Below are 25,291 nucleotides of genomic sequence, written 5' to 3' on the forward strand. Positions count from 1 at the left end.
CGCGCTCGCGTACGCGCGGGGGTTCGGCGATGACGCTCCCCGCCCCGGCACCGGGCGCACCGCCGAGCTGCACGATCTGCTGCGACGCCTGGCCCGGCACGATCTCGGCGTCGCCCGCACCGTCGAGCCGCACCTCGACGCTCTCGCGATTCTCGGCGAGGCAGGGCTCGCTCCCGCAGACCTCGGCGTCTCCGCGGACGCGACCTGGGGGGGTCTTCGCGGCCGAGGGCGGCGCGGATCCGCTCGTCGCGCGCGGGAGCGGCGGGAACTGGCTCCTCGACGGCCTGAAGCCGTGGTGCTCGCTGGCCGACCGCCTCGACGCCGCGCTCGTGACGGCGCACGTGGGCGACGCCTCCGGGGAACGCCGGCTCTTCGCCGTGGCGTTACGCGACGAAAGCACCGTTCCGGAGGCGGGCGCCTGGCACGCGCGCGGTCTGACGGAGGTGCCCAGCGGCCCGGTCCGCTTCTGCGGCGCCCGCGCGATACCCGTGGGAGCCGCCGGCTGGTACCTCTCGCGGCCCGGCTTCGCCTGGGGCGGGATCGGCGTCGCCGCCTGCTGGCACGGCGGAGCGCTCGGAGTCGCCGCCACCGTCGCCGCAGCCCGGCGCGAGGACCCGCACCTCCTGGCGCACCTCGGTGCGATCGACACGGCGCTCTCGGCGGCACGCCGAGCGCTGGATGAAGCGGCGGCGCTGATCGACGCGGGAGAGGCCGACGGCGCCCGGGGCTCACTGCTCGCCAAGCGCGTGCGCGCGAGCGTCGCCGGGGCCGTGGAGGAGATCCTGCTGCGCGCAGGGCGTGCCCTCGGCCCGGCGCCGCTCGCCCTCGACGCCGAGCACGCCAAGCGCGTCGCCGACCTCGCGCTGTACGTCCGCCAGCACCACGCCGAGCGCGACGACGCCGCCCTCGGTCGCGCCGTGCTCGCCTCGGGCGAGGCGGCCGACTGGTGAGCCGGCCCTTCGACGGACGACTCGAGGGCACACCTCTCGAGCACTGGAGCGCGGACGGCCGACGGGACCGCCTCCCCGAGCTGACCCTGCCCGAGGAAATCGGACGAGTGCTGGTCGTCGTCGCGCACGCCGACGACGAGACCCTCGGCTGCGGCGGGACGATCGCGCTGGCCCGTCGGCTCGGCCTCGCAGTCGACGTCCTCATCGCGACCGACGGGGCCGCGGCGCACGGCGACCGCGACGCGGGCCTCGCCGCCGAGCGCCGCCGGGAGGCCCGCGCGGCGCTGGCGGAACTCGGCCCGGATATCGGGCTCGCGTTCCTCGAGGTGCCGGACTCGGCGACTCCGGAGCACCGCGAGTGCATCGCCCGGGAGGTGCGCGAGCGCGCGAGCGGAACACCCGGCTCCGTGCTGCTGCTCTCGACCTGGACCGGCGACGGGCACCGCGACCACCGGATCCTCGGCGAGGTCTGCGCGGACATCGCGCACGAGCTCGGTCATCCGCTGCTCGCCGCACCGATCTGGCTGTGGCACTGGGCCGTGCCGGAGGACCCGGAGGTGCCGTGGGACGCCCTGGTGCGCCTCCGCCTCGACGACGAGCTGCTCGAGCGCACTCGCCGGGCCCGCTCCCGCTACCCCAGCCAGACGCGCCCCGCGCCCGATGGGACCGCAGCAGTTCTGCATCCGCTTTTCCTGCGCACCTTCGCCGGCGACGACCTACTGGTGAGGATCACGTGAGCTACTTCGACGAGCTCTACGCGCGGCACGAGGACCCGTGGGGCTACACCAGCCGCTGGTACGAGCAGCGCAAGCGCGCGCTGACGCTCGCGAGCCTGCCGGAGCAGCGCTACGCCTCGGTGCTCGAGATCGGCGCCTCGATCGGCGTCCTGGCCGAGGCACTGGCGGGCCGGGCCGACCGCCTGCTCGCGATCGACGTCTCGGCCGCCGCCGTCGAGCGCGCCGCCCGTCGCCTCGCTCCGCTCGAGCACGTGCGGGTCGAGCGCCACGACATCACCCGCGGGGTCCCGGCGGGTCCGTTCGACCTGGTCGTGCTCTCGGAGGTCGGCTACTACCTCGGCGACGCGCTCCCCGACGTGCTGCGCAGCATCCGTGACGCCCTCGCCCCCGCCGGTGAGCTGGTCACCGTGCACTGGCGGCATCCGATCGGCGGGCTCGCGCTCGACGGCGATGCGGTGCAGGCCGCGGTGGCCGCGCTGGGCCTGCACCGCCTCGCTCGGCACGAGGAAGAGGACGTCGTCCTCGAGGTGCACGCCCGAGACTCCCGCTCGGTCGCCCGCAGGACGGGGCTGGTGTGAGCCGGCTCGAGCAGGTGCTGGTCGTCGTGCCCGCGCGCGACGAGGAAGCGCGGATCGGTGAGCTGATCGCTTCGGTGCAGGCGAGCACGACCCACCTCGCGGACGGGGCGCCCGGCATCGGGGTGCGTCTCGTCGTCGCGGCGGACGGCTGCTCGGACGCGACCGTTCAGCGCGCTCGCTCCGCCGGGGCGGACGTGCTGGAGCTTTCTCGCTGCGGAGTCGGCGCCGCCCGCTCCGCAGGGATCGCTCATGCCCTCGCCTCCGTCACCGCGCCCGCCGAGCAGGTCTGGATCGCCAACACCGACGCCGACACGGTTGTGCCCCGCGACTGGCTGGCCGCCCACGTCGAGCACGCCCGCCGCCACGACGCGTTACTCGGCACGGTCCGGCCCGATCTGGCCGATCTCTCCCCCGCGGCCTACGCGCGCTGGCGCGAGGTCCGGGCGCGGGAGGAGTCGATCGGTAGCATCCACGGGGCGAACCTCGGCGTCCGAGCGAGCGCGTACCTGGCCGCGGGCGGGTTCGGGCAGGAGCCCCTGCACGAGGACGTCCTGCTCGTCGAACGACTGCGTGCGAGCGGCGCGCGGGTCGGAGCGACAGACCGCGGGGAGGTCGTCACCTCCGGTCGCCGCGACAACCGAGTCGAGGGCGGCTACGGCCGCTACCTCCACGCTCGCTTCGCAGCCGAGACGTCTTCGGCCTGCGGCTGAACCGGCTACACGCGCACGCGGAACACGATGCAGGGGGGCCCTGTCAATGGTCGGGCCTCGGTTTGTCACGGATTGCGCAGGAGAGTCAAATAGGTGTCGAGCACGGCCCTGTGCTCTCCGATGGAAGGGTCACCGCATGAATCCCCGCCTCGTCCTGCTGGCACTGGTCGCCTTCGCCGCCTACGTGTTCGGCGCCCGCGCCGGCCGCGGCCGCTACGAAGAGCTGCGCCATCTCGCACTCGGTGTGTGGAACGACCCGGCCACGAAGAAGACGCGCAAGAAGCTCAAGAAGACCTCGAAGCGCGAGGCCAAGCAGCTCACCGCCATCGCGAGCAAGGCCCGCGACAAGGTGCAGCGCCGCCTCCGCTGACCACCGCTTCCACGACTCAGAAGACGTCGGTCCACCGGCGTCGTCGCTCGCATCGGAACGGCCGACCGAGCACGACATGAAGGAGAAACATCATGGGCATTATCAGCTGGATCATCCTCGGCCTCATCGCCGGGGCACTCGCCAAGCTCATCCTCCCGGGCAAGCAGGGCGGCGGATGGATCATCACGATCGTCCTCGGCATCGTGGGCGCGCTGCTCGGCGGCTTCCTCAGCACCCTGTTCGGTATCCAGGACGCCGTGAACGGCATCAACATCGTGAGCATCATCGTCTCCGTCGTGGGTGCGATCGTCGTCCTCCTCATCTACGGTGCGATCACCGGCCGCAAGTCCCGCGCATAACCCGCGCTCCCCCAAGGCCCTCGGCACTGTGTGCCGGGGGCCTTCGCCGTCCCTCCCGGCGAGGGATGCCTCCGCAAGGGGTTGATGCCGGGAGCAGTGGGGGGTGGACTGGAGGCACGATGGCGCGGCTTTACGGCGCCCTCGCCCCGACGAAAGGACGTATTCGCTGATGAGCGACGACACCGTAACGGTCCCCACCAGCACTCTGAACAACGGCGTGGAGATCCCGCAGCTGGGCTTCGGCGTGTTCCAAATCGATCCCGCCGAGACCAAGGATGCAACCCTGACGGCCCTCGAGGTCGGCTACCGCCACATCGACACGGCCGAGATGTACGGCAACGAAGCGGGCGTCGGCGAGGCTGTGCGCGCCTCCGGCCTCGACCGCTCCGAGGTCTTCGTGACCAGCAAACTCAACAACGGCTTCCACGCCCGCGAGGACGCGCTCGCCGCGATCGACACCACCCTCGGCGAGCTGCAGTTCGACTACGTCGACCTCTTCCTCATCCACTGGCCGCTGCCGAACGTGGGGGACTACCTCGAGACCTGGAAGGCGATGGAGGAGATCTACCGCAGCGGCAAGGCGAAGGCGATCGGTGTCTCCAACTTCCAGACCAACCACCTCAACCGACTCCGCGCCGAGGCAACCATCGTTCCGGCCGTGAACCAGATCGAGGTGCACCCCTACCTCGTGCAGCAGGAGCTCCGCGCCTACGGCATCGAGCACGGCATCGCGACCGAGGCCTGGTCGCCGATCGCGCAGGGCCTCGTGCTGGAGGACGACACCATCACCCGCATCGCGCGCAACGTCGACCGCAGCCCGGCGCAGGTCGTGCTCCGCTGGCACATCCAGCGCGGCGACATCGTCTTCCCGAAGTCGGTCACCCGTACGCGGGTGGAGGAGAACTTCGCGCTCTTCGACTTCGAGCTCGACGACGAGGCGATGACCGACATCACGGCGCTGGACCGCGGCCACCGCACCGGGCCCGACCCTGACACCTTCAACATGATCCCGAGCTGATTCTCCGGCTCGCGGAACGACGTCCGGCTCGCAGGAATCCACGGATTCTGCGAGCCGGACGTGTTTTTGCGAGCCGGATGATCAGGGCTGGCGGGAGTCGCGCCAGGAGTGCTCGGGGGCGTAACCGAGCACCTCGCGAGCATGGTCGATCGAGAGCAGGGTGTCGTTCGTCCCGAGGTCACCGCGCAACTCGACGCCGGGGAAGACCTCAGCCACGAGCTCCGCATTGGGGCGCGACATCACCGTGTCGGCCGCGGCGATGATGAAGCGGTCGAAGCCGGTCGTCTCGGCCAGCAGCGCCTTCTCGACCGCCTGCGCCCCGTCGCGGCCGTCGATATACCCCCACAGATTCCACTTGCGCAGGGTGGCATCGGAGTCGAAGGACGCGAACTCGGCGTAGTCGGCCTCATCCATCACGTTCGAGAAGCGCAGACCAGTGATCTTCAGGTCCGCGTGCCAGCGGCACAGCTCGATCGCCATCTGCTCCTCGAGGTGCTTGGTCAGCGAGTAAACCGACTCCGGACGCGCCGGGTACTGCTCATCGACGGGGATGTAGGGCGGCGGCACGTCGAACGGCAGGCCGAGGACGGTCTCGCTGGACGCGGAGACGACGTTGCGGATGCCGGCGCGGATCGCTCCGTGGAGCACGTTGAACGTCGCGATCATGTTGTTGTGGAAGGTGGCGACGTTGGGGACCAGACCTGGCGCGGGGATCGCGGCGAGGTGCACGAGCGCGTCGATCCCGTCGTACCGGTCGCCGACGGCCTGCAGGGCGTCTACGACCTGACCGCAATCGGCGATATCGATACGGATGAAGCCCTCGCCGCGATCCCCCGCGCGGTCGAGGGTGAACACGTCGTGCCCGGAGGCGCGGAGGCGGGTGACGACGCTGCGGCCGAGCTTGCCGGATCCACCGGTGACTGCGATTCTCATGCTCGCACGCTAACGGCCCCTGCCGTGGGCGGCGAGGGGTGGCGGATCAGCCGCGCGAGTGGAGCGAGATTCCGCCGCCGACCTCGGGCGTGGTCTCGTCGGCGACGAGCTCGGTCCAGCGACGGAGCACCGCGGCACCGGCCGCGTCGTTCACGACTCCATCGACGACGATCACCGGATAGGGCTTCTCGGGCACACCCTCCGCCGGCCGTACGTCGACGTGGGCGACGTCGTAGGCGTGCTCGAACAGCCAGTCGGCCATCGCGTAGTCGCTCCGGGAATCGCCGACGGTGCGCCAGCGCTGCGGGATCGCGCCGGTCGCGCCGAGCAGCTCGACGGCGCGCTGGGCGCCGAGGTCTTTGCCGAGGCGGTTCGACTCGATGTCGGTCGAGATGACGGTCGGGTCGATCCGGAAGTCGACCGTGCCCTCCTCGTTCGGGTAGCGGATGCCGCGGCGTTCGACTCCGAGGCCCGCGGCGGTCATGATCTGCAGCGCATCGGCGTCGAAGACGAGCTGACGCTCGAGGTAGTCCTCGTTGGACAGGTCCACCAGCTGCTCCGCGGAGACCATGGCGCGCTTCGTCTCATCGAAGAAGACCAGATCGTCGTAGTCGGAGCGGATCATCCGCTCGAGGTCGCGGACGACCGGCGCGGGGATCGCCAGCGACTCATCGACGATCGGCTCCGAGGTGCCGCGGTAGTCGACGGTGAACCAGACCGCGCCCTTCTCGCAGATGCAGACGATGCGCGCCTGGGCCGAGACGCCGCGCTCGAGGAGCGCGGGCAGCACCCGCTCGCGCAGGAACGCATCGGAGCGGCCCGTGTTGAAGACGATCGGAATGCCGGCGTTCGCGAGCGCGACGAGGTCGTCGGCGATCTCGGGGACCGAGATCCTGCGTGTGACGGGGCTGGCGATGGGCCCGTCGACATCGAGGAGCAGGCCGAGGGAAGGGAGTGTGGAAGTCATCGCGCCCATTCTGCCGCGCCGGGGCTCTTCGCGTCGGGAGATGCCGCGCGATCGCCTTCCCGGACCCGGCCTCGCGGGCCCTCCGCGAGATGCCACTTATGACCGGCCTCGCCGGCGTGTCGACGTCAGGAGTGGCATCTCGCGAGGGGGCGAGGACGGGGCGGGTCAGGAGGTGGGGAGGACGAGGGTGCGCTGGGCAGTGGTGCCGTCGGGGGCGCGGACGGCGAGGGTGATCAGGGTCTCGGAGTCGCGGCAGTCGGCGGTGACGGCGGTGTAGTCGGTCTCGGCGAGGTCGACGGGGTCGCCGCCCGTCGCGTCGGTAGTGCCGACGGCGAGGCGAGCCGAGGCACCTCCGCTCGTCTCCCAGGACAGGGACAGCGGGACGGTGGCGGTGCGGTCGCCGTCGCAGTCGACGGAGGCGGGAGCGGCGGCGAAGGTGACGATGGCGGGAGATGCGGGGGCGGATCCGGCTGCCGGGGCCACGGCGGACGGCGACATGGCGGGCGTCGAACCCGGGGCGGCGGATCCGTCGGAGGCCGCGGTGGAGGTCGGGGCGGTGGAGGCGGGAGCGGCGGCGGGCGCTTCGGAGGCGATGCCGGCGGACGCGGTGCCTACGGACGGGGCTCCGTCGTCGGCGGGCCGCAGGAGCAGCACGATCGCGAGGACGACGGCGACGAGTCCGAGGGCGGCGACGATGATCCCTGCGGTGCGGGTGGAGCGGGACGGCATCGGTCCTCCTGGTGGCGGTGCGGGACAAAGGGACGGGGAGGGACCGGGCGGCCAGCGCCCGCTCCCTCCCCGCGGTGAAGGCTAGGCCTCCTGGTCCTCGCGGCGGCGGCGACGGGCAATCAGGAGCGAGCCGATGCCGACGGCGAGAGCACCTCCCGAGAGCAGCAGCCAGGAGCCCGTCTCCACTCCGGTGGAGGGGAGTCCGCCGGGTCCGGTCGGCGCGGGGATCGGCGCGGCCGTAGCGGTCGGGTCGGGGGCCGTGGTCGGCTCAGGACCGACCGTGGGCTCCGGCGTCGCCGTGGGCTCGGGGGACATGGAGGGCTCGGGAGACATGGAGGGCTCGGGAGTCGCGGTCGGCTCCGGCGAACCGGTCGGCTCCGGCGAATGAGTCAGGGTCGGCTCCGGCGTCGGTGTCGGCGTGGGCTCCGCGGCCCCCGGCAGCTCGACGGCCGCTCCCTCCGGCGCCACGGCGAGCAACGCCCGGGCGATGTCGCTGAACGCCCCGACCGGATGGTTGCGGAACACCGGCGAGGTGCCGAAGAGGAAACCCTCGGTGCCCGACTCCGTCGAGAACGAGACGGCCGAGGCTTGCCCAGCCGCGTCACTCCGCGACTGCCCCTCGGAGTCGACCCAGTGCCCGGCGACGAACGTGCCCTCAGCGGAATAGCTCTGCTCGACGGCGACCGAGTCGTCGAAGCCGGCGAACCACAGCGCCGGCGAGACGAACGCGGTGTCCTGGGGGTAGTCGCCGAGGACTCCGCCGGCGGGCGTCTCGACCGAGACGATGCCGTTGGAGCCGCGAGTGCCGGTCTGCGCGGTGAGTGTCGCGAGGCCGAAGTCGGCGACGAACGCCGCTCCTGCACCGCCGCGACCGACCACATCGCCGCCGCCCGCGAGGAACTCCTCGACGACGGCGCGGCCCGCGGCCTGCTCCGGGGTGAAGGAGAGGGCGCGTCCGACGTAGAGCACGTCGGCGCCCTCAAGGGTGGCGGTGCCCGTGCTGAGCGCGTCCGGATCGACGGCGACCGCGTCGGCGAAACCGAGCTTGGCCAGTGCGTCCCGGTCCTCGTTCGTGCCGGAGTAGGCGACGCGGAGGGCGTCGAGCGCCTTCCCGTCCTCGGCGCGCACGCGGTCGGCGGTGGTCGCGGTGAAGTCGACGCCGAAGACGGCGGCGGCTGCCTCGGCGGCGGTGAGTCCCGCAGCATCGGCGCGGAGGGCGACGGTCCCGTCCTCGAACTGCTCGACTGCGACTCCGTCGGCCAGCAGCGCGTTGAGTGCCTGGTACTCCAGGACTCCGCGCGGCTCGAAGGCCAGGTAGTCGGCGCCCGCGGGGACGGAGCCGGTCGGCGCGATCGCGGTCACCGGCTCCAGGCCGACGACCGGGAGCGGGTCGCTGGTCGATCCGATCGCGTGCACGTCGGCACCCCAGAGGAGCGACAGGCTCCAGGCCGAGACGTCGTACATCTCGGGCACGCGGCTCGAGATGTCGCTGCCGTCGGCAAGGAGGACGTTGGCGAGGCCCCGCACCGACTGGTGCATGTCGACCAGGTAGGTGCCCGCGGGGTAGGACACTCCTCCGACGCTCGTCGCGGCCGTGGTCCGCGAGACCTCGACGCCGTGGGCGAGGAGCTGCGCGACGAGGGTCTCGGCGTCCGAGACGGAGCGCTGCGTGCCGTCGACGGGGATGACGTAGGCGCGCGGGTACTCGGTCGTGTAGACGTCAGTCTCGTCCCAGATCTCGGTCCACTCGGTCGGCGTGCCCGCTGGCAGGTCGGCCGCGGAGACGTCGGCCGGGATCTCGACGGCCGGAGCGCCGGTCGCACCGCGTTCGAAGATCGCGACCTGGTTGCTGAGCAGGGCGTCGCGGTTGGCTTCGATGTAGTCCACGGAGGCGTCCATGACGATCCCGGCGACCTCGACGTCGATGTCCGCGTTGGCCTGCCCCTGGGCGACCTCCTCCGGGGTCTCGTTCGCCGTGCGGCCGAGCGGCAACTCCACCGTGTTGGTGATCGCGCCCTGGAAGGCGACGTACTGCGGGGCGAAGATGGGCGGCCAGTCGTCCCAGCCCGCGCGGATGTCGCGGTAGGGGATCAGGATCGTGCCGGTGTTCTCGGCGGTGGCGCTGCCGTCCTCGGCGAGGTAGGTGTTGCCCGGCACGTCGGCTTCGACCACGCGGCGCTCGATCTCGAGCGCGGTCGCGTAGGCGTGCGGGAGGAACAGGTCGTACTCGTAGTTCTCGCCGTGCGGCGGGCCGCAGGGCTCGACCTGCAGGATCCCGGTGTAGCCGTGGATATCGATGAAGTACGTGGGCTGGAGGACGCTGGAGAGGTCGCGGATCACGGCCGCCTCGCTGGTCGCTCCGGTGATCATGTCGCGGTTGGGGTCGTAGCCGGCCGCGACGGCGCGCTGGCCGAGGGCCCGGCCGTCGGGGTTGTTGGTGACGGTGAAGTAGAGACGGTTGCCCTCCAGCAGCGCCTCGGTCGCGGGGTCCTCGGCGGTGGCGACGCCCTCGATGTACTCGAGGATCGCGTCGCTGCCCTCCCACTCGTTGCCGTGGATATTGCCGTTGAACCACACCGGGACCTTGTAGTCGGCCATCAACTCGGCGTCGGCGGCCGCGGCGGCAGGCTCGTACTTGAGCCGGTCCCGCCACTGGGTCTGCTGGGCCGTCTCCGCCTCGGTCTCCGCGGCGGTAACGGTCACCAGGTAGATGTCGCGGCCGAGGCCGGATTTCCCGACGACCTGGGTCGAGACGCGGTCGGAGCGGGCGGCGAGCGCGTTCAGCTGCGGCGCGATGGCGTCGTAGGGAGTGACTCCGCGCAGGAGTGAGGCGTCGGTCGGGTCGACGGGAACCTCGGTCAGCGGAGTCTGCTGCGGGTAGCTGGTCGGCACGGTGATCGGGGCGGACGGCGGACGCACGAGGTCCACGCGGGTGTAGTCGGCGGGGGCTGCGGTTGTCGCGGTCGCCGGCGGGGCGACCAACAGGCCACCGGTGGCGAGCGCGAGCGCGGCGCATCCGGAGGCGAAGGCGGTTCGAGATCTCAAGCGGAGTTCTTCCCTTGTCGAGGCGTGACGGAACGGATCGGGCCCCCGTCGGCGTCTGGACCTCCGAATCGGATGTGAACCCTCTCAGGAAGATAGAGGTGTCATGTTTCCGTCACATGTCGGCTGAGTTGCCTTCGCGAGATGCCACTTGAGTACGCCTCGCCCGGCGTGTCGCGTACCCAAGTGGCATCTCGCGAGGGGGTTTGAGGAAGAGGGAGCGGAGGAGGGGGGCGGCGAGGGCGAGGACGGAGGCGAGGGAGACGCCGACGGTCACCGATGTGAGGGCGCCGCGAACGGACTGGCCGAGGAAGCTCTCGCCAAAGCCGGTGGTCATCGTCGAGACGGTGTCGACGGGCCCGAGCCCGGTCAGCAGGCCGATCGCGGCGGCGCCGACGGCCAGCGCCAGCACCGGATTGAACCGGAACCGCACGATGGAGACGACGACCACGACGATCGCGAGGGCGACGACGCCCAGGGTGTACCACTCGGGCATGACGACCTCCTCCGCCCGCAACTGCGCGTGCCGTCACGCCCTAGAGGGCCCCCCGCGCACTCCCCGTCCGGGCCGGGGCCCTAGCGTGAACGCATGGCACTAACGCTCCCCGAACCCCGACTCCCCTCCCTCCTCGACTCCCCCGTCCTGCGCTGGGGGGTGATCGCCCCCGGCTCGATCGCCGGCTCGTTCGTCGAGGCGCTGCAGAAGCACACCCGGCAGCGCGTGGTCGCGGTCGGTTCCCGCTCGCTCGAGCGGGCAGAGCGGTTCGCGAGTCGGTTCGGGATCGAGCGGGCCTCCGCCGGCTACCAGGCCGTGGTCGAGGATCCGGAGGTGGACGTCGTCTACGTCGCCTCGCCGCACTCGGAGCACGCCCGTCAGGCGCTGCTCGCGATCGCCGCGGGGAAGCACGTCCTGGTTGAGAAGCCGTTCGCGCCGACTCCTGGCGAGGCCGAGATGATCGTGCACGCCGCGCGCGACGCGGGCGTGTTCGCGATGGAGGCGATGTGGATGCGGTACCTGCCGCACATGGACGTGGTGCGGCAGCTGCTCGCGGACGGGGCGGTCGGCGCACCCGCCGTGGTGACAGCCGACTTCGGTGCGGCCTTCGACTTCGACCCCGCCAGCCGCATCTTCGACCCGGCGCTGGCCGGCGGCGGCCTGCTCGACGTCGGCGTCTACGCCTCCTCCTTCGTCTCGATGGTCGCGGGCACCCCGCAGAGCACCGTCGTCGCCGGGAGCCTGACGTCGACCGGCGTCGACGCGACCGCGACGATCGTCGGCAGCCACGCGCATGGCGTGCAGTCGGTGGCAACGTCGACCGTGCTTGCGGATACCCGCCATGCGGCGAGCGTTGCGGGCCGGGCGGGCCGGATCGATGTGCACCCGTCGTTCTGGATGCCCAGCGGCGTGACGCTCACCCGCGGCTCCGAGAGCGGATCGTGGACGGACGAGTCCCCGCTCCAGGGTGGGCAGGGCCTGGCGTGGGAGGCGCTGCACGTCGCGCAGTACGTGTCGGAGGGGCGCACGGAGTCGCCGCTGCACCCGCTCGACGAGGTGGTCGCCGTGGTGCGCACGCTCGACGACGCGCGCCGTCGGCTGGGCGTCTCCGTCTGAGGGCGGCTGCCGCCGGCCTCCGTCCGATGTGCAGGGTTTTGCGTGCTTTGCAGGGGTCTGTGCGATTCGCAGGGGATGGTGCGATTCGCAGGGGATGGTGCGATTCGCAGGGGACGGTGCGATTCGCAGGGGATGGGCTGCGTTCGCAGACGGTTTGCTCGCAGGATGGGGCGTCCGGCCCGGATGCCCTGAAGATCGCACACAGTCCTGCAGATCGCACGGTCCCCTGCACAGCGCACGGTCCCCTGCACAGCGCACAGCGTCCTGCACATCGCGCGCGTGCTCAGCCCGCCGGCAGCTCCACCCGGAAGCTCGTGTGCCCCGGCTCGGACGTGACGAGCACGCGCCCGCCGTGGGCGTCGACGACCGCCGCCACGATCGCAAGTCCCAGCCCCGTCGATCCGGTAGTGCGCGCCCGCGAGGAGTCGCCGCGGGCGAACCGCTCGAACAGCACCGGCATCAGATCCGGGGCGATCCCTGGGCCGGAGTCGGTGACCGTCACCACCGCGATCGGCCGCCCGTCCGACATCTCCTCGGCGAGGGCCGCCACCACGCGCGTTCCGGGAGGTGTGTGCACCGTCGCATTGCGCAGCAGATTAGCGACCACCTGGTGCAGTCGGAAACCATCGCCGCGGATCTCGATCGGCTGCTCGGGGAGCTCGAGGTCCCACTCGTGGTCGGGGCCGGCGGCATGGGCGTCCGAGAGCGCCTCGATCATGAGCAGGGTCAGGTCGACGGGCTCCTTTTCGAGAGCGCGGCCCTCGTCGAGGCGGGCGAGCAGGAGGAGATCCTCGACCAGTGAGGTCATCCGGGTGGCGGCCGATTCGATCCGGTCGAGGGAGTAGGCGGCCGACTCCGACAGCTCAGTGCCGCCGCGGCGGGGCAGCTCCGCGTAACCGCGGATTGCGGCGAGGGGGGTCCGCAGCTCGTGCGACGCGTCGGCCACGAACTGCCGGACCTTGTTCTCGCTCGCCTGCCGCGACTCCAACGCCCCGGTGACATGGTCGAGCATGCGGTTGAAGGCGGCGCCCACGCGGCCGACCTCGGTGCGGATGTCGGCGTCCTCCTCCGGCACCCGCTCGACGAGCTCGACATCGCCGCGATCGAGCGGCAGCTCGGCGACCCGTGTCGCCGTCGCCTCCACCCGCTCCAGCGGTCGCAGAGCCACGCGGATGATCGCGGTCGCGACCAGGGCGACCAGCAGCATCGCGAGCAGCACCACCACCACGACCACCCAGGCGAGGGAGGCGAGCGTCTCGGCCACCTCGCCCAACGGGACACCGACGACGACGATGGAGCCGTCGATCACCGCCGCGCGCACGCGGTAGGTACCGAGGCTGCCGGGCAACTCGATCGTCACCTCGTCGCCCGCCGCGGCGACCGCCGCCGCGAGCACGGAATCGGCGGTGTCCGAAAACTGCCTGCAGACTCCGTCGGCGTCGACATAGGCGCCGATGAAGGAGCCGTCGGAGTCCCGGACGGCGGTGATCGTGCTGAGGTTCTGGCTCGGGCCGCTACCGAAGGCTGCGCTCGGGCAGGTCGTTGCCCGGTTGATCACGCTGAGCCCGCCGAATCCGCTCGGTCCGTCGAAGTCCTGGAGGCGCTTGAGCGACTGGTTCAGCGACGTGTCCGTACTTCCGTAGAGGATCGAGCGCGCCGAGAGCACGCTGACCGCCCCCACGACACCTGCCGTCACCGCGACGAGCGCGACCACGGCGACGACCATCCGCCGCCTCAGCGTCCACGGCGCGCGCAGGCTGCCGCGGGAGCGGCGGAGTGCGGATCGGGTCGCGAAGTCGCCGAGCGTGGGGCGGCCTCCGAGACTCACTGGTCGGCGGGCTTCAACAGATAGCCAGCGCCGCGGACGGTGTGAATCATCGGCGAGCGGCCCGCGTCGACCTTCTTGCGCAGGTACGAGATGTAGATCTCGACCACGCTCGACTTGCCGCCGAAGTCGTACGACCAGACGCGGTCGAGGATCTGTGTCTTGCTGAGAACGCGACGAGGGTTGCGCATCAGGAAGCGCAGCAGTTCGAACTCGGTGGCGGTCAGCTCGATCTCGTCGCCGCCTCGGCGCACCTCGTGGCTGTCCTCGTTCAGCACCAGATCACCGATCACGACCTCGGGGTCGTCGGCGTCGTTCGCGAGCAGGGTGCTCCGGCGGATGAGGCCGCGCATTCGGGCCACCAGCTCCTCGAGCGAGAAGGGCTTGGTCACGTAGTCATCGCCGCCCGCGGTCAGCCCCGCGATTCGGTCGTCGAGGGCGTCCTTGGCGGTGAGGAAGAGCACGGGAGTCTCGCTGCCGTCGGCGCGCACCCGCTGGAGCACCTGGAGGCCGTCGATGTCCGGGAGCATCACGTCGAGCACGATCACGTCCGGCCGGAACTCGCGGGTGATCGTGATCGCGGCGCGGCCCTCGGCGGCGGTGCGCACCTCCCAGCCCTCGTAGCGCAGCGCCATCTGGAGCAGGTCGGTGAGGGTGCTCTCGTCGTCGACGACGAGAACGCGGATCGGAGTCCCGTCGGCGCGCTTGAGGCGGGTGCGCTGCGCGGGGGCGAGATGCTTCGAGGGTGCCGGGGTGCTCATAGCTCCAGTATCGGGAGTTTCCTATGGACGAGCTATGACTCTGTGATGCCGTCGCTGTGGGCTCCCGATGCGCCGTCGGCGGATCTGCGGCGAGTGCCGTCACCAGCACCGAGACCGTGAGCGCTCCCGCGCTTGTCTGCGACGGACGGCGTTCTGCCGCAGACGTGGCGAAACGGAGCGACGTGAGCGAGATGAGTATCAGAAACCCGACACCATTCCTCTCGCGCTGAGTAGTAGGACCTCAAGGAGTCGCCAAGCATCTGCTCGACGAAGCGGAGACACTCCGGAGAATCCGTATCGGACACGACACAGAGCTGGTGGACATCAGCACTACACCCTGGCTGGGGGTAGAACGAGCTTGTACTGCCGGTCCGTGGATTGCTAGCGTACCCGGGAAAGGAAGCGTGAAACGTCGATCTCCTATCGCCGTCGGTACAGCCGTTGAACTCAAAAGGCTTTTCTCTCGGAATAACTCCGAGAGAGCTGGTGAAGCGAGGACTTGACGATCAGGTCGGCTTACTCCTCGACCACTACATCCATAGTCAACCTTCGGGGGAGGCCTGAAGCAGGTGAATCCGCTCATGAATCACGTCCACGCCACCCTCACATCGGCGGAAGATCACGACACGATCCCCTTGTCTCTCGACGATACAGAAGCTGACAATTCTAGCGGTCGAGGTGATCGCATGCCGCCTGCCTCGCAGAACCACTCTCACGAGAGTAGTCATCGTGCCAACGTCGCGTCGTGACTCTTCGTCAGCGCCTGAAAATCAGGACTGAATCCAGGAGCACTTGCCCGGCCTTGTCGCCGCGCCCGCACTGGGCTGGCCGTGGTCGACTCCGGATGTCTGGACAGCGTTTACACACAGTAGAGGAGCTACCAGCGTGACGGATCGATTAAAGGGCCCCGTCTGGATGAAGGTACTGGGAGCGTTTCTCCTGCTGAGTTTCGGCGGTATGGTCGCCCTCGCAGTCGTTCTCGTTGATGCGATAGGCGCAGTGCCAGCCACCCTCACGATGCTCGCCGTCGGACTGGTGCTCACCACCGCGACAGTTCGCATCGATGTCACCGATCACATCGAGCTGAGCTGGAGGGCGAACGCGACCGGGTTGATCCTCGGGAATCGCCCTGCTCTCCTCCTGCGTACTCGCGGCAATCGGGAGTACGTGGTGCAGTGCCGTCACCCGGAGCGCGTCGCCGACCTCATCCACGCTCGGATGGGTGCTCGATGACTGCTGGTTCACGGACTGTGCAGCGAGGAGGAACAGCAGAGTCCACCGCCGCCTCCTGGCCGACCATCGCGGTCTTCGTGCTGGTCGCATTCGGACTGGCCTGGGCGGTGGCGCTCCCGCTGTGGATCACGGGAAGCGGACTGTCATCGGAGCTCACCACAGTGCTCGTGCCAGCGATGATGTTCACACCCCTTGTCGCGACGCTGACGGTCGTGTTCCTGCAACGACAGCATGCGACCGGCGCGGTGCTGCGGCGACTCGGGATCTGGCCACTGTATCCGCTGAAACGAACAATCGGATTCACGGCCCTGGCCGCGCTCCTCGTCCCCGTCATCCTCCTTGCAGGGATCGGACTCGCCGCAGCACTGGGCTTCGTCACACTCGATATCGTCCATTTGTCAGGATTCAGCGCTGCCCTGGAAGCCGCCACTGGGGGACCGCTTCCCGTGCCGGTGTGGGCGATCGCGACACTGCAACTCCTCAGTATCCCGATTGGTACCGCAGTGAACTCGGTACTCGCCTTCGGGGAGGAGGTCGGATGGCGTGGCTGGTTGCTTCCCGCACTGCTGCCCCTCGGCACCTGGCCTGCACTCATCATGACCGGTGTGCTGTGGGGCGCTTGGCACGCACCGATCATCCTGCTGGGCTACAACTTCGGCGAAGCGAACGTCGTCGGCGTCGGTCTGATGATCGTTGCGACAACCCTGATCGGCGTGCTTGTCGGGTGGCTTCGGATAAGGAGCGAATCGCTGTGGCCAGCGGTCTTCGCTCACGGCGCACTCAACGCGGCCGGCGGGCTTGTCACCCTCTTTGCCGCACAGGGGGAATCCGTCGACCCGATCCTCGCAGGTCCGCTCGGCGCCGGATCCTGGATCGCCTTCACCATCGTCCTGATCGTGCTGGTGCTCACCCGCCAGCTTCCCCACCGTCGGTCGACGCTCGGAAAGGGGAGCAGCGGAAGCCGATCCGCCCCTCTCACTCCGGATCGGCGTTGAGCTCCTCCGGGTCGATCGCCGCGGTCCGCGCATACCCGCGGACCCGGCGGTCGATGAAGGTCGCCACCCAGAGCAGCACGCCGATCACGAGCAGCACCCCCGCGATCCCGTACTGGGCCGTGTCGCGCCCGGACGTGATCGGCAGCACCAGGTAGATGCAGGCGATCGCGCCGAGTACCGGCAGCACGGTGGGGGTCCGGAAGTGACGGTGCTCCACCGGCTGGCGCCGCAGCACCAGCACCGCAACGTTGACGATCGCGAACACGGCGAGCAGGAGCAGCGACGTGGTCCCTCCCAGGAGCACGGCGATGGGGTCGGCGGGGTCGCGGGACACGTAGGCGGTGAGCAGCAGCGCGATCACGGTGGTGAAGAGGATCGCGGCCCAGGGTGTCCTGCGTCCGCGCAGCACGTTCTGCAGGAACGGCGGCAGCACGCCCTGGCGGCTCATCCCGTAGAGCAGACGGCTGGCCATCATCATGTTGATCAGCGCACTGTTCGCCACGGCGAAGAGCGAGATGAAGGGCAGGAGCGTCGAGATCGGAAAGTCGGGCGCTGCCGCCTCGACCACGGTGACGAGCGGAGTGTCGTTGCCGGCCAGCTCCCCCACCGGCACGATCGCCACGGCGAGCGTGGACACCAGCACGTAGACCACGGCGGTGATGCCCAGGCCGGTGAGCATCACCCGGGGGAAGATGCGGCTGGGCTCCTTGGTCTCCTCCGCCATGTTCACCGAGTCCTCGAAGCCGACCATCGCGAAGAAGGCGAGCGAGGTCGCGGTGCTCACAGCGAGCAGCAGCGACTTGTCTTCCGGCGCCTCGAACGCGACCACCCGCGAGAAGTCGGCTTGCCCTCCGAAGACCGCGAAGAAGCAGACGACAATCACCAGCAGCAGTCCCGAGAGCTCGATCAGGGTGAGCACGACGTTCAGCCCGACGCTCTCGGCGACGCCGCGCAGGTTGACCAGCGCGATGCAGGCCATGAAAATCAGCGCGATGCTCAGCCGCGTCCCCGCGCCGTCGCCGAGTCCGAAGCCGATCGCGAAGTTACTCGCGAACGCTCCCGACGCAGCGGAGGCCGACGTGATCCCGCTCGCCATCACGGTGAAGCACACCAGGAAGGTGACGAAGTGGATTCCGAACGCCTTGTGCGCGTAGAGGGCCGCCCCTGCCGCCTGCGGGTACTTCGTCACCAGCTCGAGGTAGGAGCAGGCAGTCACGGTGGCGACGACGAATGCGATCACGAAGGGGAGCCACGCGGCCCCGCCCACCTCGGCCGCGACCTGCCCGGTGAGGGCGTAGATCCCGGTGCCGAGGATGTCGCCGACCACGAACAGCAGCAGCAACTTCGGGCCGAGCACCCGCTTGAGCTCGGGTGGGGCGGCGGTCTCTCTCGTCGCGGTCATCGTCGGCCCTTCCGTTGCGGATGAGCGCGAGCCTACGACCGCGGACGCCGCCCGGGAAGGGCCGCCTGCACCTGGCCGACGAGCGAGCGCGGGAGGCGACCTGCCCGGATGCTGCCCCGGCCGCTTCCCGCAGCTCGCTCAGCTCGTGTGCGCCCCCAGGAACGCGAGCGCGCGCGGCCACGCGTCGGTCGCCGCCTCCGCCTGGTAGGTCTGCTCGTTCGCGTCGTTGAAGAAGGCGTGGCCGGCTCCCGGGTAGACGACGACCTCGACGTCCTTGCCCTCGGTGGCTTCCCGGATGTGAGGGACCTGCTCAACGAGCGGAGCGTCCCGGTCGCCCAGGAATGCCAGCACGGGCACCTGCAACGCGCCGAGCTCCTCCGCGGAGGCGGTGACATGACCGTAGAACGGCACGGCCGCGGCCAGTCGGGGCTCAGCGAGCGCGAGCGCCCAGGAGAAGGTGCCGCCGTAGCAGAAGCCGGTGACACAGACGCTCGTCGCGCCCTCCTGCCGCAGCAGCCGCTCGACGAGGGCGCGGAGGATCGCGACGGTGCGCGTTGCGTGCTCCGGAGTGAAAACGGGGGCGAAGAAGGTGCGCAGCTCGACCTGGCGGGGCAAGCGCCGCACCGGGTGGTCGTAGTCGGCGCGCTGCTCCTCGTCGAGCTGCTCGAGCAGGCCGCTCTCGGCCAGCAGCTCCGGCGCGACCACGCTGTAGCCCTCGGCCGCGTACCGGTCAGCGACCGAGCGGATATGCCCGTCGACGCCCCACACCTCGTGGATCAGGATCAGCGCTCGGCCGCCCTCTCCGCTGCGGTACACCGGTACGTCGTGCTCGGCCAGGGTCCAGGTCTCATCGCTCGTGGGCATGACGGAACCCTAACCCCGGGCCCGGGGCGAGAGGGCCGAGGAACCGGACTCCGAGCTGTGCAGCTCCGCCACGTCGTCCGTCGCGCTGGGTCAGCAGCACGCAGGAGCCGACGGCCGCCGCGGTCATCGCTCCGGAGGGGGCGTCGACGCGGGCGGCGCCGTCAGGATGTCGTCCCACTCCAGCGCGCGCTCGAAGCGGAAGCCGTGCCGCTCGTAGAGGCGACGGGCGTCGCTGCGCTTGAGAACGTCGAGACGGAAGGGCAGGCCCGGCCGCGCCTCCTCCCGCATCACACGCCGGAGCACGGCACCGCCGACCCCGCGGCCCTGCGCTTGCGGGGCGAGGTAGAAGTGCTCGATCCAGACCGCGTCAGCCTCGACGCGCGCCGCGATGCTCCCGGCGAACGCGCCGTCGAGCTCGATCACGCGGGTGAGTTCGGGGCGGTAGCCGTCGAGGAAGCGGTGCCGAACGCGGTGCGCGTCGTCACGGCCGAGGGTCTCGAGAGACGGCCGCATCACGACCGCACGCAGCTCCGCGATCATGTCGGCGTCCTCCGGGAGTGCCGGTCGGAGCGACCAGACCGGCTCAGCGGCCACGGGGCTTGCGGGTGCGCCGCACCGCAGGCGCCGGCGTCTTCGGCCGGGCCGGCTTCTTCCGACCGCCTCCGGCCCTCTCGGCCTTCTCACGCGCCTCCCGCGCTCGTGCCTTCGCCGCCTTCGCGCGGGACTCGACCTTCGGGGTCGCGGCGGTGCCACGGGTGGTGTTCGCGCTGCGGCCGCGGACCACGCCGATGAAGTCCTCGACGTCGTCGCTCTTGTCCTCGGTCACCCAGGCGAGCCGCACGCTGGAGGGAGCGACACCGGTCACCGGGACGACGGTCACGTCCTTGCGGCTGTGCACGCGCGCCACCGACTGCGGGACGATCAGCACGCCCACTCCGGCCGCGACCTGCTCGACCGCGTCGTCGAGGCCGGCCATACGCGGCAGCGGGCGCCGCGAGCCGTCGGCGACCTCCTCGGCGATCACCGCCCACTCGGGCACGTTCGCCGGCTCCTGGAGGAGGTGCTCGCCGGCCAGCTCGGCGACGTCGAGCTCCTCCGCGGCCGCCAGAGCGTGCTCGCGGCCGAGAACGGCGACGGGCTGCTCGTCGTAGAGGTGGATCGAGCTGAGTGCGGCGGAGGAGACCTCGCCGCGGATGAAGGAGAGCTGCGCGCGGCCATCCAGCAGCGCCTCCTCCTGCTCGCGCTCGGCGACGACGGTGATCCGCAGCGGTAGATCGCTGCGGCGCTGCCCCCAGACGCGGGTCCATGTGGTGGGGGTGACGCCGGGCACGAGGGCGACGGCGAGGGAGGGGCCGGCGCCCGACCCCCCGTCGGGCCACTCCTGCGCCTCGGGAGCAGCCTGCGGGTCGTCGGTCTCGGGCTGCTCGCTCATGCCCTCAGGGTAGGTGCTGCGGGCCGCGCCGGTAGGGTTGCCGAATGGCCAAGGCGACACAGACGATGAAGGCTGCGACCGCGGCGAAGAAGCTGCAGGTCTACCTGCCCGCGACCCCGGAGGAGTTCCAGGAGTCGGCGATCACGCGCGAGCAGTACGACGAGCTCGTTGCGAACCCGCCCGCCTGGCTCGTGCAGCTGCGCGAGGAGGGGCCGCACCCCCGCTCCGTCATCGCCTCCCGGTTGAACGTCTCGATCTCGGGCCTGGCCCGCGGTGGCGTGACCGATGCCCTGACCACTCCCGAGATCCAGGCCCTGCTCGACGAGGTCCCCGAGTGGCTGCGCGTCGAGCAGAACCGCTACGCCGAGGTCCGCCGCGAGCAGGCGCGCCTCACGTCCGAGCGCGCCGCCAAGTCCACCGCCTAGCCCCCTCCCGCCGCGAGGGGAGGGCGGGGGCTACCGGATGGGTGGCAGCCTAGGTCTTCTTTTCCTTGCTCATGCGGCGATTTCCGTCCTGTCGTCGCCGGCGGGAACGCTCACCCAGGCGCCCGTCTCGGCCGCGTCGAGCACGGCGTCGGTGATGCGCGCCGCGCGGAGGCCGTCGGCGAAGGTCGGCAGACCCTCCACGTCGGCGCCCGCCACGGCGGCGTAGGTGTCGCGGGCGAAGGCCGTGAAGGCGTCCTGGTAGCCCATCGGATGTCCGCTGGGCACGATCGAGAGCCGTGCCGCGTCGGGCGCGAGGATCGACGCATCGCGCGGCACCAGGACGGCGCTGTCGCGCCGGCCGACCCACAGCGTCTCGGGCAGTTCCTGCTCGAAGCGCAGCGACTCCTCCAGCCCCGAGACCTCGAGCACCAGCTCGTTGCGGTGCCCAGCGGTGACCTGCGAGACGAGCAGCGTGCCGACCGCGCCGCCCTCGAGCCGGACGATCGCGCCGGCCACGTCCTCAGTGGTGACCGGGCGACCGCCGCGCTCGGCGTGCACGGTACTCGTGATCGCGGCGAGCGAGTCGATCCGCTCGCCGGTGACGAATTCGAGCAGGTCGACCAGGTGCGAGCCGATGTCGCCGAAGGCGCGCGAGCGGCCGCCGGCGGCCGGGTCCACGCGCCAGTTGTCGTCGGAGGCGCCCAGCAGCCAGTCCTGCAGGTAGCTCCCGCGGACGGTGACAAGCCGACCGGTCTCGCCGGCCGCGACGCGGGCGCGGGCCTCCCGCACCATCGGGTGGAAACGGTAGGCGAACGGAACGGTCGCGACGACTCCTGCGGCGGAGGCGGCTGCGGCGAGCGCCTCCGCCTCCCGCACGGTCGCGGCGAGCGGCTTTTCGCAGACCACGTGCTTGCCCGCCTCGATCGCGGCGAGCGCGAGCGCGGCGTGCGTGGCGTTGGGCGTGCAGACGTGCACGAGGTCGATGCTGTCGTCCTCGATCAGGGCCCGGGCGTCCGGGTAGGCGCGCTCGATGCCGAGCTCGGCCGCCGCCCGCTCGCCTTTTTCGGGGCTGGAGGAGGCGACGCCGGCGAGCACCGCTCCGGCACTTCGGGCCGCGCGGCTGTGCACGGCCGCCATGAAACCGCCGCCGAGCACCCCGACACGCAGAGGCGCGGGCATCAGGAGAGGGTCGCTTCGGTCGGGTCCCAGCTCTCGGGGAGGGCGGGGCGGGGAGTCGCGGTGCTGGCGACGAGGATCTTCTCGCCGGTGTCGGCGGCCTCGAGGAGCGAGAGCATCACGTCGGTGACGTGGTAGGCCAAGCCTCCGGAGGCGGCTTCTGGGCGGTCGGCCCGGATCGCGCGGGCGAGCTCGAGCACGCCAGCGCCGCGGGAGGCGGTCGAGCCGATCGCCGCGATGCGCTCCGGCTCGGCGGACCCGCGCCGGTGCAGCATGAGATCGCCGTCGTGCATGTTCGGGTCGGGGAGGACGAGGGTGCCCTCGGAGCCGTTGATCTCGACGAAGCCGGTGCGCGGCAGGCTCGACTCGAAGCTCCACACGCCCTGGGCGGACGCTCCGGATTCGAAGCGGAGCAGCCCGCCGATGTGCGTGGGGACGGTCACCGGGAACTCGGTGCCCTCCTTCGCGCCGGAGCCGATGACGCGGTTCGCGCGGGCCTGGGACGAGACGGCGGTGACGCTCTCGACCGGGCCGAGGTTCTGCACGAGCGTGGTGATGTAGTACGGGCCCATGTCCAGCAGCGGCCCGCCGCCCTCGGCGAAGAAGAACTCCGGGTTCGGGTGCCAGGACTCCGGGCCGGGGCCCTGAAAGAGGGTGAGGGCCGAGAGCGGCGTGCCGATCGCTCCGCTCTCGATGATGCGCTGCGCCGTCTGCAGGCCCGCGCCGAGGAAGGTGTCGGGAGCGCTCGCGACGCGCAGCCCCTTCTCCTCCGCCAGGGCGAGCAGCTCGGTTCCGCTGACGCGGTCGAGCGAGAAGGGCTTCTCGGTCCAGACGTGCTTGCCCGCCTCGACCACACGGCGCGCGACCTCGACGTGAGCGGCGGGAATCGTGAGATTCACCACGATCTCGATGCCCTCGTGCGCGAGGAGGTCCTCGACGCTGCCGGAGGCGGGGACGCCGAACGCCTCGGCCTGGGCCTTCGCGCGCTCGAGATCGATGTCGGCGACGACGAGAACCTCGAGGTCCGGGAAGACGGTGAGGTTCCTGAGGTATTCGGTGCTGATGTTCCCGGCGCCGATGACGCCGACGCCCACGCGGCCGGTGCCGCTCATGCGCCCAGCCCCGAGACGTAGCGGTGGGCCGACTCGAGGCCCTCGAAGATGTCGCCGGCGTACGCGTCGAATTCGAGCACGGGCAGGGCCTGCGGAGCGGCGGCGAGGATCGCCGGGACGTCCATCGCGCCCTCGCCCGCGGGCACTTGCTCCTGAATGTCGGCCGAGACCGGCCCATCCTTCACGTGCAGGAAGCGCACCTGGTCACCGAGCCGGCCGAGCACCTCGACCGGGTCGTCGCCACCGACCGCCGCCCAATAGGTGTCGAGTTCGAGCACCATGCGCGGGTCGAGGAGGCCGGCGAGGTGCTCGAAGGCGCTGCGGCCGTCGATCCGGTTCTCGAACTCGAAGGCGTGGTTGTGGTAGCCGAGCACCAGGCCGCGGGTGGCGGCGGAGTCGACCAGCGCGTTGAGCTCGTCGGCAATGCGTGCGACCTCGTCGGCGGTGCTCCAGCGGGTCGGATCGACGAAGGGGTCGATCACGGTCTCGACGCCGAGGGCCGCGGCTGCGTCAAGGATCTCGTCAACGGTGGCGTCCCCCTGCGGGCCGAGGAGGCGCGCGTGAGCGCTCGGAGCGCGCAGTCCGCTGGCCGGAAGCGCCGCGCGGTAGGCGTCGGCCAGATCGACGAACCCGAAGAGTTCGACCGTGGTGAAGCCGATCCCCGCGAGCCGGTCGAGGGTGGCCGGCAGATCGGCCGCGAGCGGCTCGCGCACCGAGTACAGCTGAACAGAAAGGTCTGGGCGTGTGGCCACCGGTGGGGCTCCTGATCGACGGTGAGAGGTGTATCTCGAACCCTACGCGGACTTTTGCTCATGGACAAGCAAAACTCGGCCGTAAGGACCGCCAAGTCGCGCCTCCACCGCACAGAAGGAGGGGCGCTGTGGTTAACTCTGGCCATGTCCCCGCGCCGCCGCACCACCGTCAGCGCGGTCGGTGAGCTGCTGCTCCTGCTGGCCGACGGGGCGCCCCGGACACGGGCCGACGTCGTCGCCGAGACAGGCCTGCCCCGCGCGGCCGTCTCGGCCCAGCTCGACGTGCTGACCGCCTCCGGCCTCATCGCCCGGCAGGACGACGCCCCATCCTCCGGAGGCCGCCCCGCGGCCCGCGTCGCCTTCGACGCCCGGGCGCGCAGTCTCCTCGCGATCGACCTCGGCGCCGCCCACGCCGTCATCGCCCTCACCGACCTCGACGGCACGGTCCTCGCCCGCCGCCGCGAGATCATCGCGATCGCCGACGGACCCCTCGCTGTCCTCGGCCATGCCCTCGACGTCGCCGCCGCCCTGCCCGAGCACACCGCCGAGGCCGGCCCGCTCGCCGGAGTCGGCGTCGGCGTCCCGGGCCCGGTCGAGCACGCTACCGGACGCCCCGTAAAGCCGCCGATCATGCCCGGCTGGGACCGCTTCGACATCCCCGAGTTCGTCGCACGCCGTCTGCCGGTACCCGTCCTGGTTGACAACGATGTGAACCTGCTGGCCCTCGGCGAGCACGCGGACCACTACGCCGATGTCGACGATCTCCTCTACGTGAAGGTGTCCACCGGCATCGGCGCAGGGATCGTGAGCGGCGGCGCTCTGCAACGCGGAGCCCTCGGGGCCGCGGGCGACCTCGGGCACGTGCAGGTCCCCGGCGACCGCGGCGAAGCCGACCTGGAGGCGATCGCGAGTGGCTCGGCGATCGCCCGGCGACTCGCCGACGCCGGGATCGACGCCGCCAGCACCTCCGACGTCGTCACCCTGCTGACCGACGGGGACCCGACCACCGTCGAGCTCACCCGCGCGGCCGGTCGCGACATCGGCGAAGTACTCGCCACCTGCGTGAACCTGCTCAATCCCTCCGTCATCGTCGTCGGCGGCAGCATCGCCCAGGCCAGTCACGAGGTCCTCGCCGGCGTGCGCGAGGTGGTCTACCGCCGCTCCCTGCCGCTGGCGACCCGCTCGCTCGACATCGTGCAGGCCGCGGCCCAGGGCGGAGGCGTGCGCGGCGCCGCCCTGATGGTGCGGCGCCACCTGCTCTCCCCCACGCACGTCGACGCCTTCCTCGCCGCCTGACCCGTCGCTGCGC

At 70.9% G+C, this 25,291-nt stretch carries 26 protein-coding genes; 12 read left to right on the forward strand and 14 right to left on the reverse strand.

The window, feature by feature from the left end:
- The first annotated feature begins 29 nt into the window (after positions 1 to 29).
- From A6122_RS11840 to A6122_RS11870, 7 genes are all read left to right on the forward strand, one after another.
- On the forward strand, positions 30 to 950 hold the full coding sequence (locus A6122_RS11840) for an acyl-CoA dehydrogenase family protein (protein WP_068255184.1): 921 nt from the start codon (positions 30 to 32) through the stop codon (positions 948 to 950).
- Positions 947 to 1,687 (forward strand): PIG-L deacetylase family protein, encoded by a 741-nt coding sequence (locus A6122_RS11845; protein ID WP_068255187.1) that lies wholly within the window; start codon positions 947 to 949, stop codon positions 1,685 to 1,687. Before A6122_RS11840 ends, A6122_RS11845 begins: the two co-directional genes overlap by 4 nt.
- Positions 1,684 to 2,265: a class I SAM-dependent DNA methyltransferase gene (locus A6122_RS11850; RefSeq protein ID WP_068255190.1), complete on the forward strand. Its 582-nt coding sequence runs from the start codon at positions 1,684 to 1,686 to the stop codon at positions 2,263 to 2,265. The genes A6122_RS11845 and A6122_RS11850 overlap by 4 nt, the downstream gene beginning before the upstream one ends.
- On the forward strand, positions 2,262 to 2,975 hold the full coding sequence (locus tag A6122_RS11855; protein ID WP_084416019.1) for a glycosyltransferase family 2 protein: 714 nt from the start codon (positions 2,262 to 2,264) through the stop codon (positions 2,973 to 2,975). Before A6122_RS11850 ends, A6122_RS11855 begins: the two co-directional genes overlap by 4 nt.
- Before the next feature lie 136 nt (positions 2,976 to 3,111).
- Complete coding sequence (locus A6122_RS11860; RefSeq protein WP_068255193.1) at positions 3,112 to 3,345, forward strand: hypothetical protein; 234 nt, start codon at positions 3,112 to 3,114, stop codon at positions 3,343 to 3,345.
- Positions 3,346 to 3,437: 92 nt separating this feature from the next.
- Positions 3,438 to 3,704: a GlsB/YeaQ/YmgE family stress response membrane protein gene (locus A6122_RS11865; protein WP_068255196.1), complete on the forward strand. Its 267-nt coding sequence runs from the start codon at positions 3,438 to 3,440 to the stop codon at positions 3,702 to 3,704.
- Between the two features lie 169 nt (positions 3,705 to 3,873).
- Positions 3,874 to 4,722, forward strand: coding sequence for an aldo/keto reductase (locus tag A6122_RS11870; RefSeq protein WP_068255199.1), 849 nt, complete (start codon positions 3,874 to 3,876; stop codon positions 4,720 to 4,722).
- Between the two features lie 81 nt (positions 4,723 to 4,803).
- Here the strand turns inward: A6122_RS11870 and A6122_RS11875 are convergent, their stop codons facing one another.
- The 5 genes from A6122_RS11875 to A6122_RS11895 form a co-directional block, all read right to left on the reverse strand.
- Positions 4,804 to 5,655: an NAD-dependent epimerase/dehydratase family protein gene (locus A6122_RS11875; protein WP_068255205.1), complete on the reverse strand. Its 852-nt coding sequence runs from the start codon at positions 5,653 to 5,655 to the stop codon at positions 4,804 to 4,806.
- 46 nt (positions 5,656 to 5,701) lie between these two features.
- A complete protein-coding gene (locus tag A6122_RS11880) occupies positions 5,702 to 6,622 on the reverse strand; it encodes an HAD family hydrolase (protein ID WP_181026359.1) in 921 nt (306 codons plus the stop codon).
- Positions 6,623 to 6,787: 165 nt separating this feature from the next.
- Positions 6,788 to 7,351, reverse strand: a complete 564-nt coding sequence (locus tag A6122_RS11885) for a hypothetical protein (protein ID WP_068255210.1) — start codon at positions 7,349 to 7,351, stop codon at positions 6,788 to 6,790.
- A gap of 81 nt (positions 7,352 to 7,432) precedes the next feature.
- Complete coding sequence (locus A6122_RS11890) at positions 7,433 to 10,396, reverse strand: M14 family zinc carboxypeptidase (RefSeq protein WP_068255211.1); 2,964 nt, start codon at positions 10,394 to 10,396, stop codon at positions 7,433 to 7,435.
- 112 nt (positions 10,397 to 10,508) lie between these two features.
- The gene (locus A6122_RS11895; RefSeq protein ID WP_068255212.1) at positions 10,509 to 10,889 is read right to left on the reverse strand and encodes a GntT/GntP/DsdX family permease; all 381 of its coding nucleotides are present in this window, start codon (positions 10,887 to 10,889) and stop codon (positions 10,509 to 10,511) included.
- 93 nt (positions 10,890 to 10,982) lie between these two features.
- Between A6122_RS11895 and A6122_RS11900 the strand changes: the two genes are divergently transcribed.
- Positions 10,983 to 12,005 (forward strand): Gfo/Idh/MocA family protein, encoded by a 1,023-nt coding sequence (locus tag A6122_RS11900; protein ID WP_068255213.1) that lies wholly within the window; start codon positions 10,983 to 10,985, stop codon positions 12,003 to 12,005.
- Positions 12,006 to 12,288: 283 nt separating this feature from the next.
- Here the strand turns inward: A6122_RS11900 and A6122_RS11905 are convergent, their stop codons facing one another.
- Together A6122_RS11905 and A6122_RS11910 are read right to left on the reverse strand one after the other, a co-directional pair.
- Complete coding sequence (locus A6122_RS11905; protein WP_219817558.1) at positions 12,289 to 13,833, reverse strand: sensor histidine kinase; 1,545 nt, start codon at positions 13,831 to 13,833, stop codon at positions 12,289 to 12,291.
- Positions 13,830 to 14,591, reverse strand: a complete 762-nt coding sequence (locus tag A6122_RS11910) for a response regulator transcription factor (RefSeq protein ID WP_068255216.1) — start codon at positions 14,589 to 14,591, stop codon at positions 13,830 to 13,832. The genes A6122_RS11905 and A6122_RS11910 overlap by 4 nt, the downstream gene beginning before the upstream one ends.
- 885 nt (positions 14,592 to 15,476) lie before the next feature.
- Between A6122_RS11910 and A6122_RS11915 the strand changes: the two genes are divergently transcribed.
- Together A6122_RS11915 and A6122_RS11920 are read left to right on the forward strand one after the other, a co-directional pair.
- The gene (locus A6122_RS11915) at positions 15,477 to 15,824 is read left to right on the forward strand and encodes a hypothetical protein (RefSeq protein WP_146085014.1); all 348 of its coding nucleotides are present in this window, start codon (positions 15,477 to 15,479) and stop codon (positions 15,822 to 15,824) included.
- Entirely contained in the window at positions 15,821 to 16,819 is a 999-nt protein-coding gene (locus tag A6122_RS11920; protein ID WP_084416020.1) for a CPBP family intramembrane glutamic endopeptidase, read from the forward strand. Before A6122_RS11915 ends, A6122_RS11920 begins: the two co-directional genes overlap by 4 nt.
- Here A6122_RS11920 and A6122_RS11925 read toward each other — a convergent pair.
- The 4 genes from A6122_RS11925 to A6122_RS11940 all read right to left on the reverse strand — a co-directional run bounded on the left by A6122_RS11925 (position 16,800) and on the right by A6122_RS11940 (position 20,517).
- Positions 16,800 to 18,221 carry an APC family permease gene (locus A6122_RS11925; RefSeq protein ID WP_068255222.1) on the reverse strand — a complete coding sequence of 474 codons (1,422 nt, stop codon included), beginning with the start codon at positions 18,219 to 18,221 and terminating at the stop codon, positions 16,800 to 16,802. The two genes, A6122_RS11920 and A6122_RS11925, sit on opposite strands and share 20 nt — an antisense overlap.
- Positions 18,222 to 18,359: 138 nt before the next feature.
- On the reverse strand, positions 18,360 to 19,085 hold the full coding sequence (locus tag A6122_RS11930) for a dienelactone hydrolase family protein (protein ID WP_068255224.1): 726 nt from the start codon (positions 19,083 to 19,085) through the stop codon (positions 18,360 to 18,362).
- Positions 19,086 to 19,208: 123 nt separating this feature from the next.
- Entirely contained in the window at positions 19,209 to 19,625 is a 417-nt protein-coding gene (locus tag A6122_RS11935; protein ID WP_068255228.1) for a GNAT family N-acetyltransferase, read from the reverse strand.
- A gap of 43 nt (positions 19,626 to 19,668) precedes the next feature.
- Complete coding sequence (locus A6122_RS11940; protein ID WP_084416021.1) at positions 19,669 to 20,517, reverse strand: LysR family transcriptional regulator substrate-binding protein; 849 nt, start codon at positions 20,515 to 20,517, stop codon at positions 19,669 to 19,671.
- A 44-nt stretch (positions 20,518 to 20,561) separates the two neighbouring features.
- On the opposite strand from A6122_RS11940, the gene A6122_RS11945 reads away from it, so the two are divergent.
- Positions 20,562 to 20,942: a DUF5997 family protein gene (locus tag A6122_RS11945; RefSeq protein WP_068255231.1), complete on the forward strand. Its 381-nt coding sequence runs from the start codon at positions 20,562 to 20,564 to the stop codon at positions 20,940 to 20,942.
- Positions 20,943 to 21,011: 69 nt separating this feature from the next.
- Here the strand turns inward: A6122_RS11945 and A6122_RS11950 are convergent, their stop codons facing one another.
- Genes A6122_RS11950 through A6122_RS11960 form a run of 3 tightly spaced genes read right to left on the reverse strand, consistent with a single transcriptional unit; the run spans position 21,012 to position 23,982 of the window.
- Positions 21,012 to 22,121: a Gfo/Idh/MocA family protein gene (locus tag A6122_RS11950; protein WP_068255234.1), complete on the reverse strand. Its 1,110-nt coding sequence runs from the start codon at positions 22,119 to 22,121 to the stop codon at positions 21,012 to 21,014.
- The gene (locus tag A6122_RS11955) at positions 22,121 to 23,230 is read right to left on the reverse strand and encodes a Gfo/Idh/MocA family protein (protein WP_068255237.1); all 1,110 of its coding nucleotides are present in this window, start codon (positions 23,228 to 23,230) and stop codon (positions 22,121 to 22,123) included. The genes A6122_RS11950 and A6122_RS11955 overlap by 1 nt, the downstream gene beginning before the upstream one ends.
- Positions 23,227 to 23,982: a sugar phosphate isomerase/epimerase family protein gene (locus A6122_RS11960; protein WP_068255240.1), complete on the reverse strand. Its 756-nt coding sequence runs from the start codon at positions 23,980 to 23,982 to the stop codon at positions 23,227 to 23,229. Before A6122_RS11960 ends, A6122_RS11955 begins: the two co-directional genes overlap by 4 nt.
- A gap of 144 nt (positions 23,983 to 24,126) precedes the next feature.
- Here A6122_RS11960 and A6122_RS11965 point away from each other — a divergent pair, with 144 nt between their 5' ends.
- Positions 24,127 to 25,278 carry an ROK family protein gene (locus A6122_RS11965; protein WP_068255242.1) on the forward strand — a complete coding sequence of 384 codons (1,152 nt, stop codon included), beginning with the start codon at positions 24,127 to 24,129 and terminating at the stop codon, positions 25,276 to 25,278.
- The last annotated feature ends 13 nt before the right edge of the window (positions 25,279 to 25,291 follow it).

The organism is Rathayibacter tritici, from assembly GCF_001641005.1.
GTDB lineage: Bacteria > Actinomycetota > Actinomycetes > Actinomycetales > Microbacteriaceae > Rathayibacter > Rathayibacter tritici.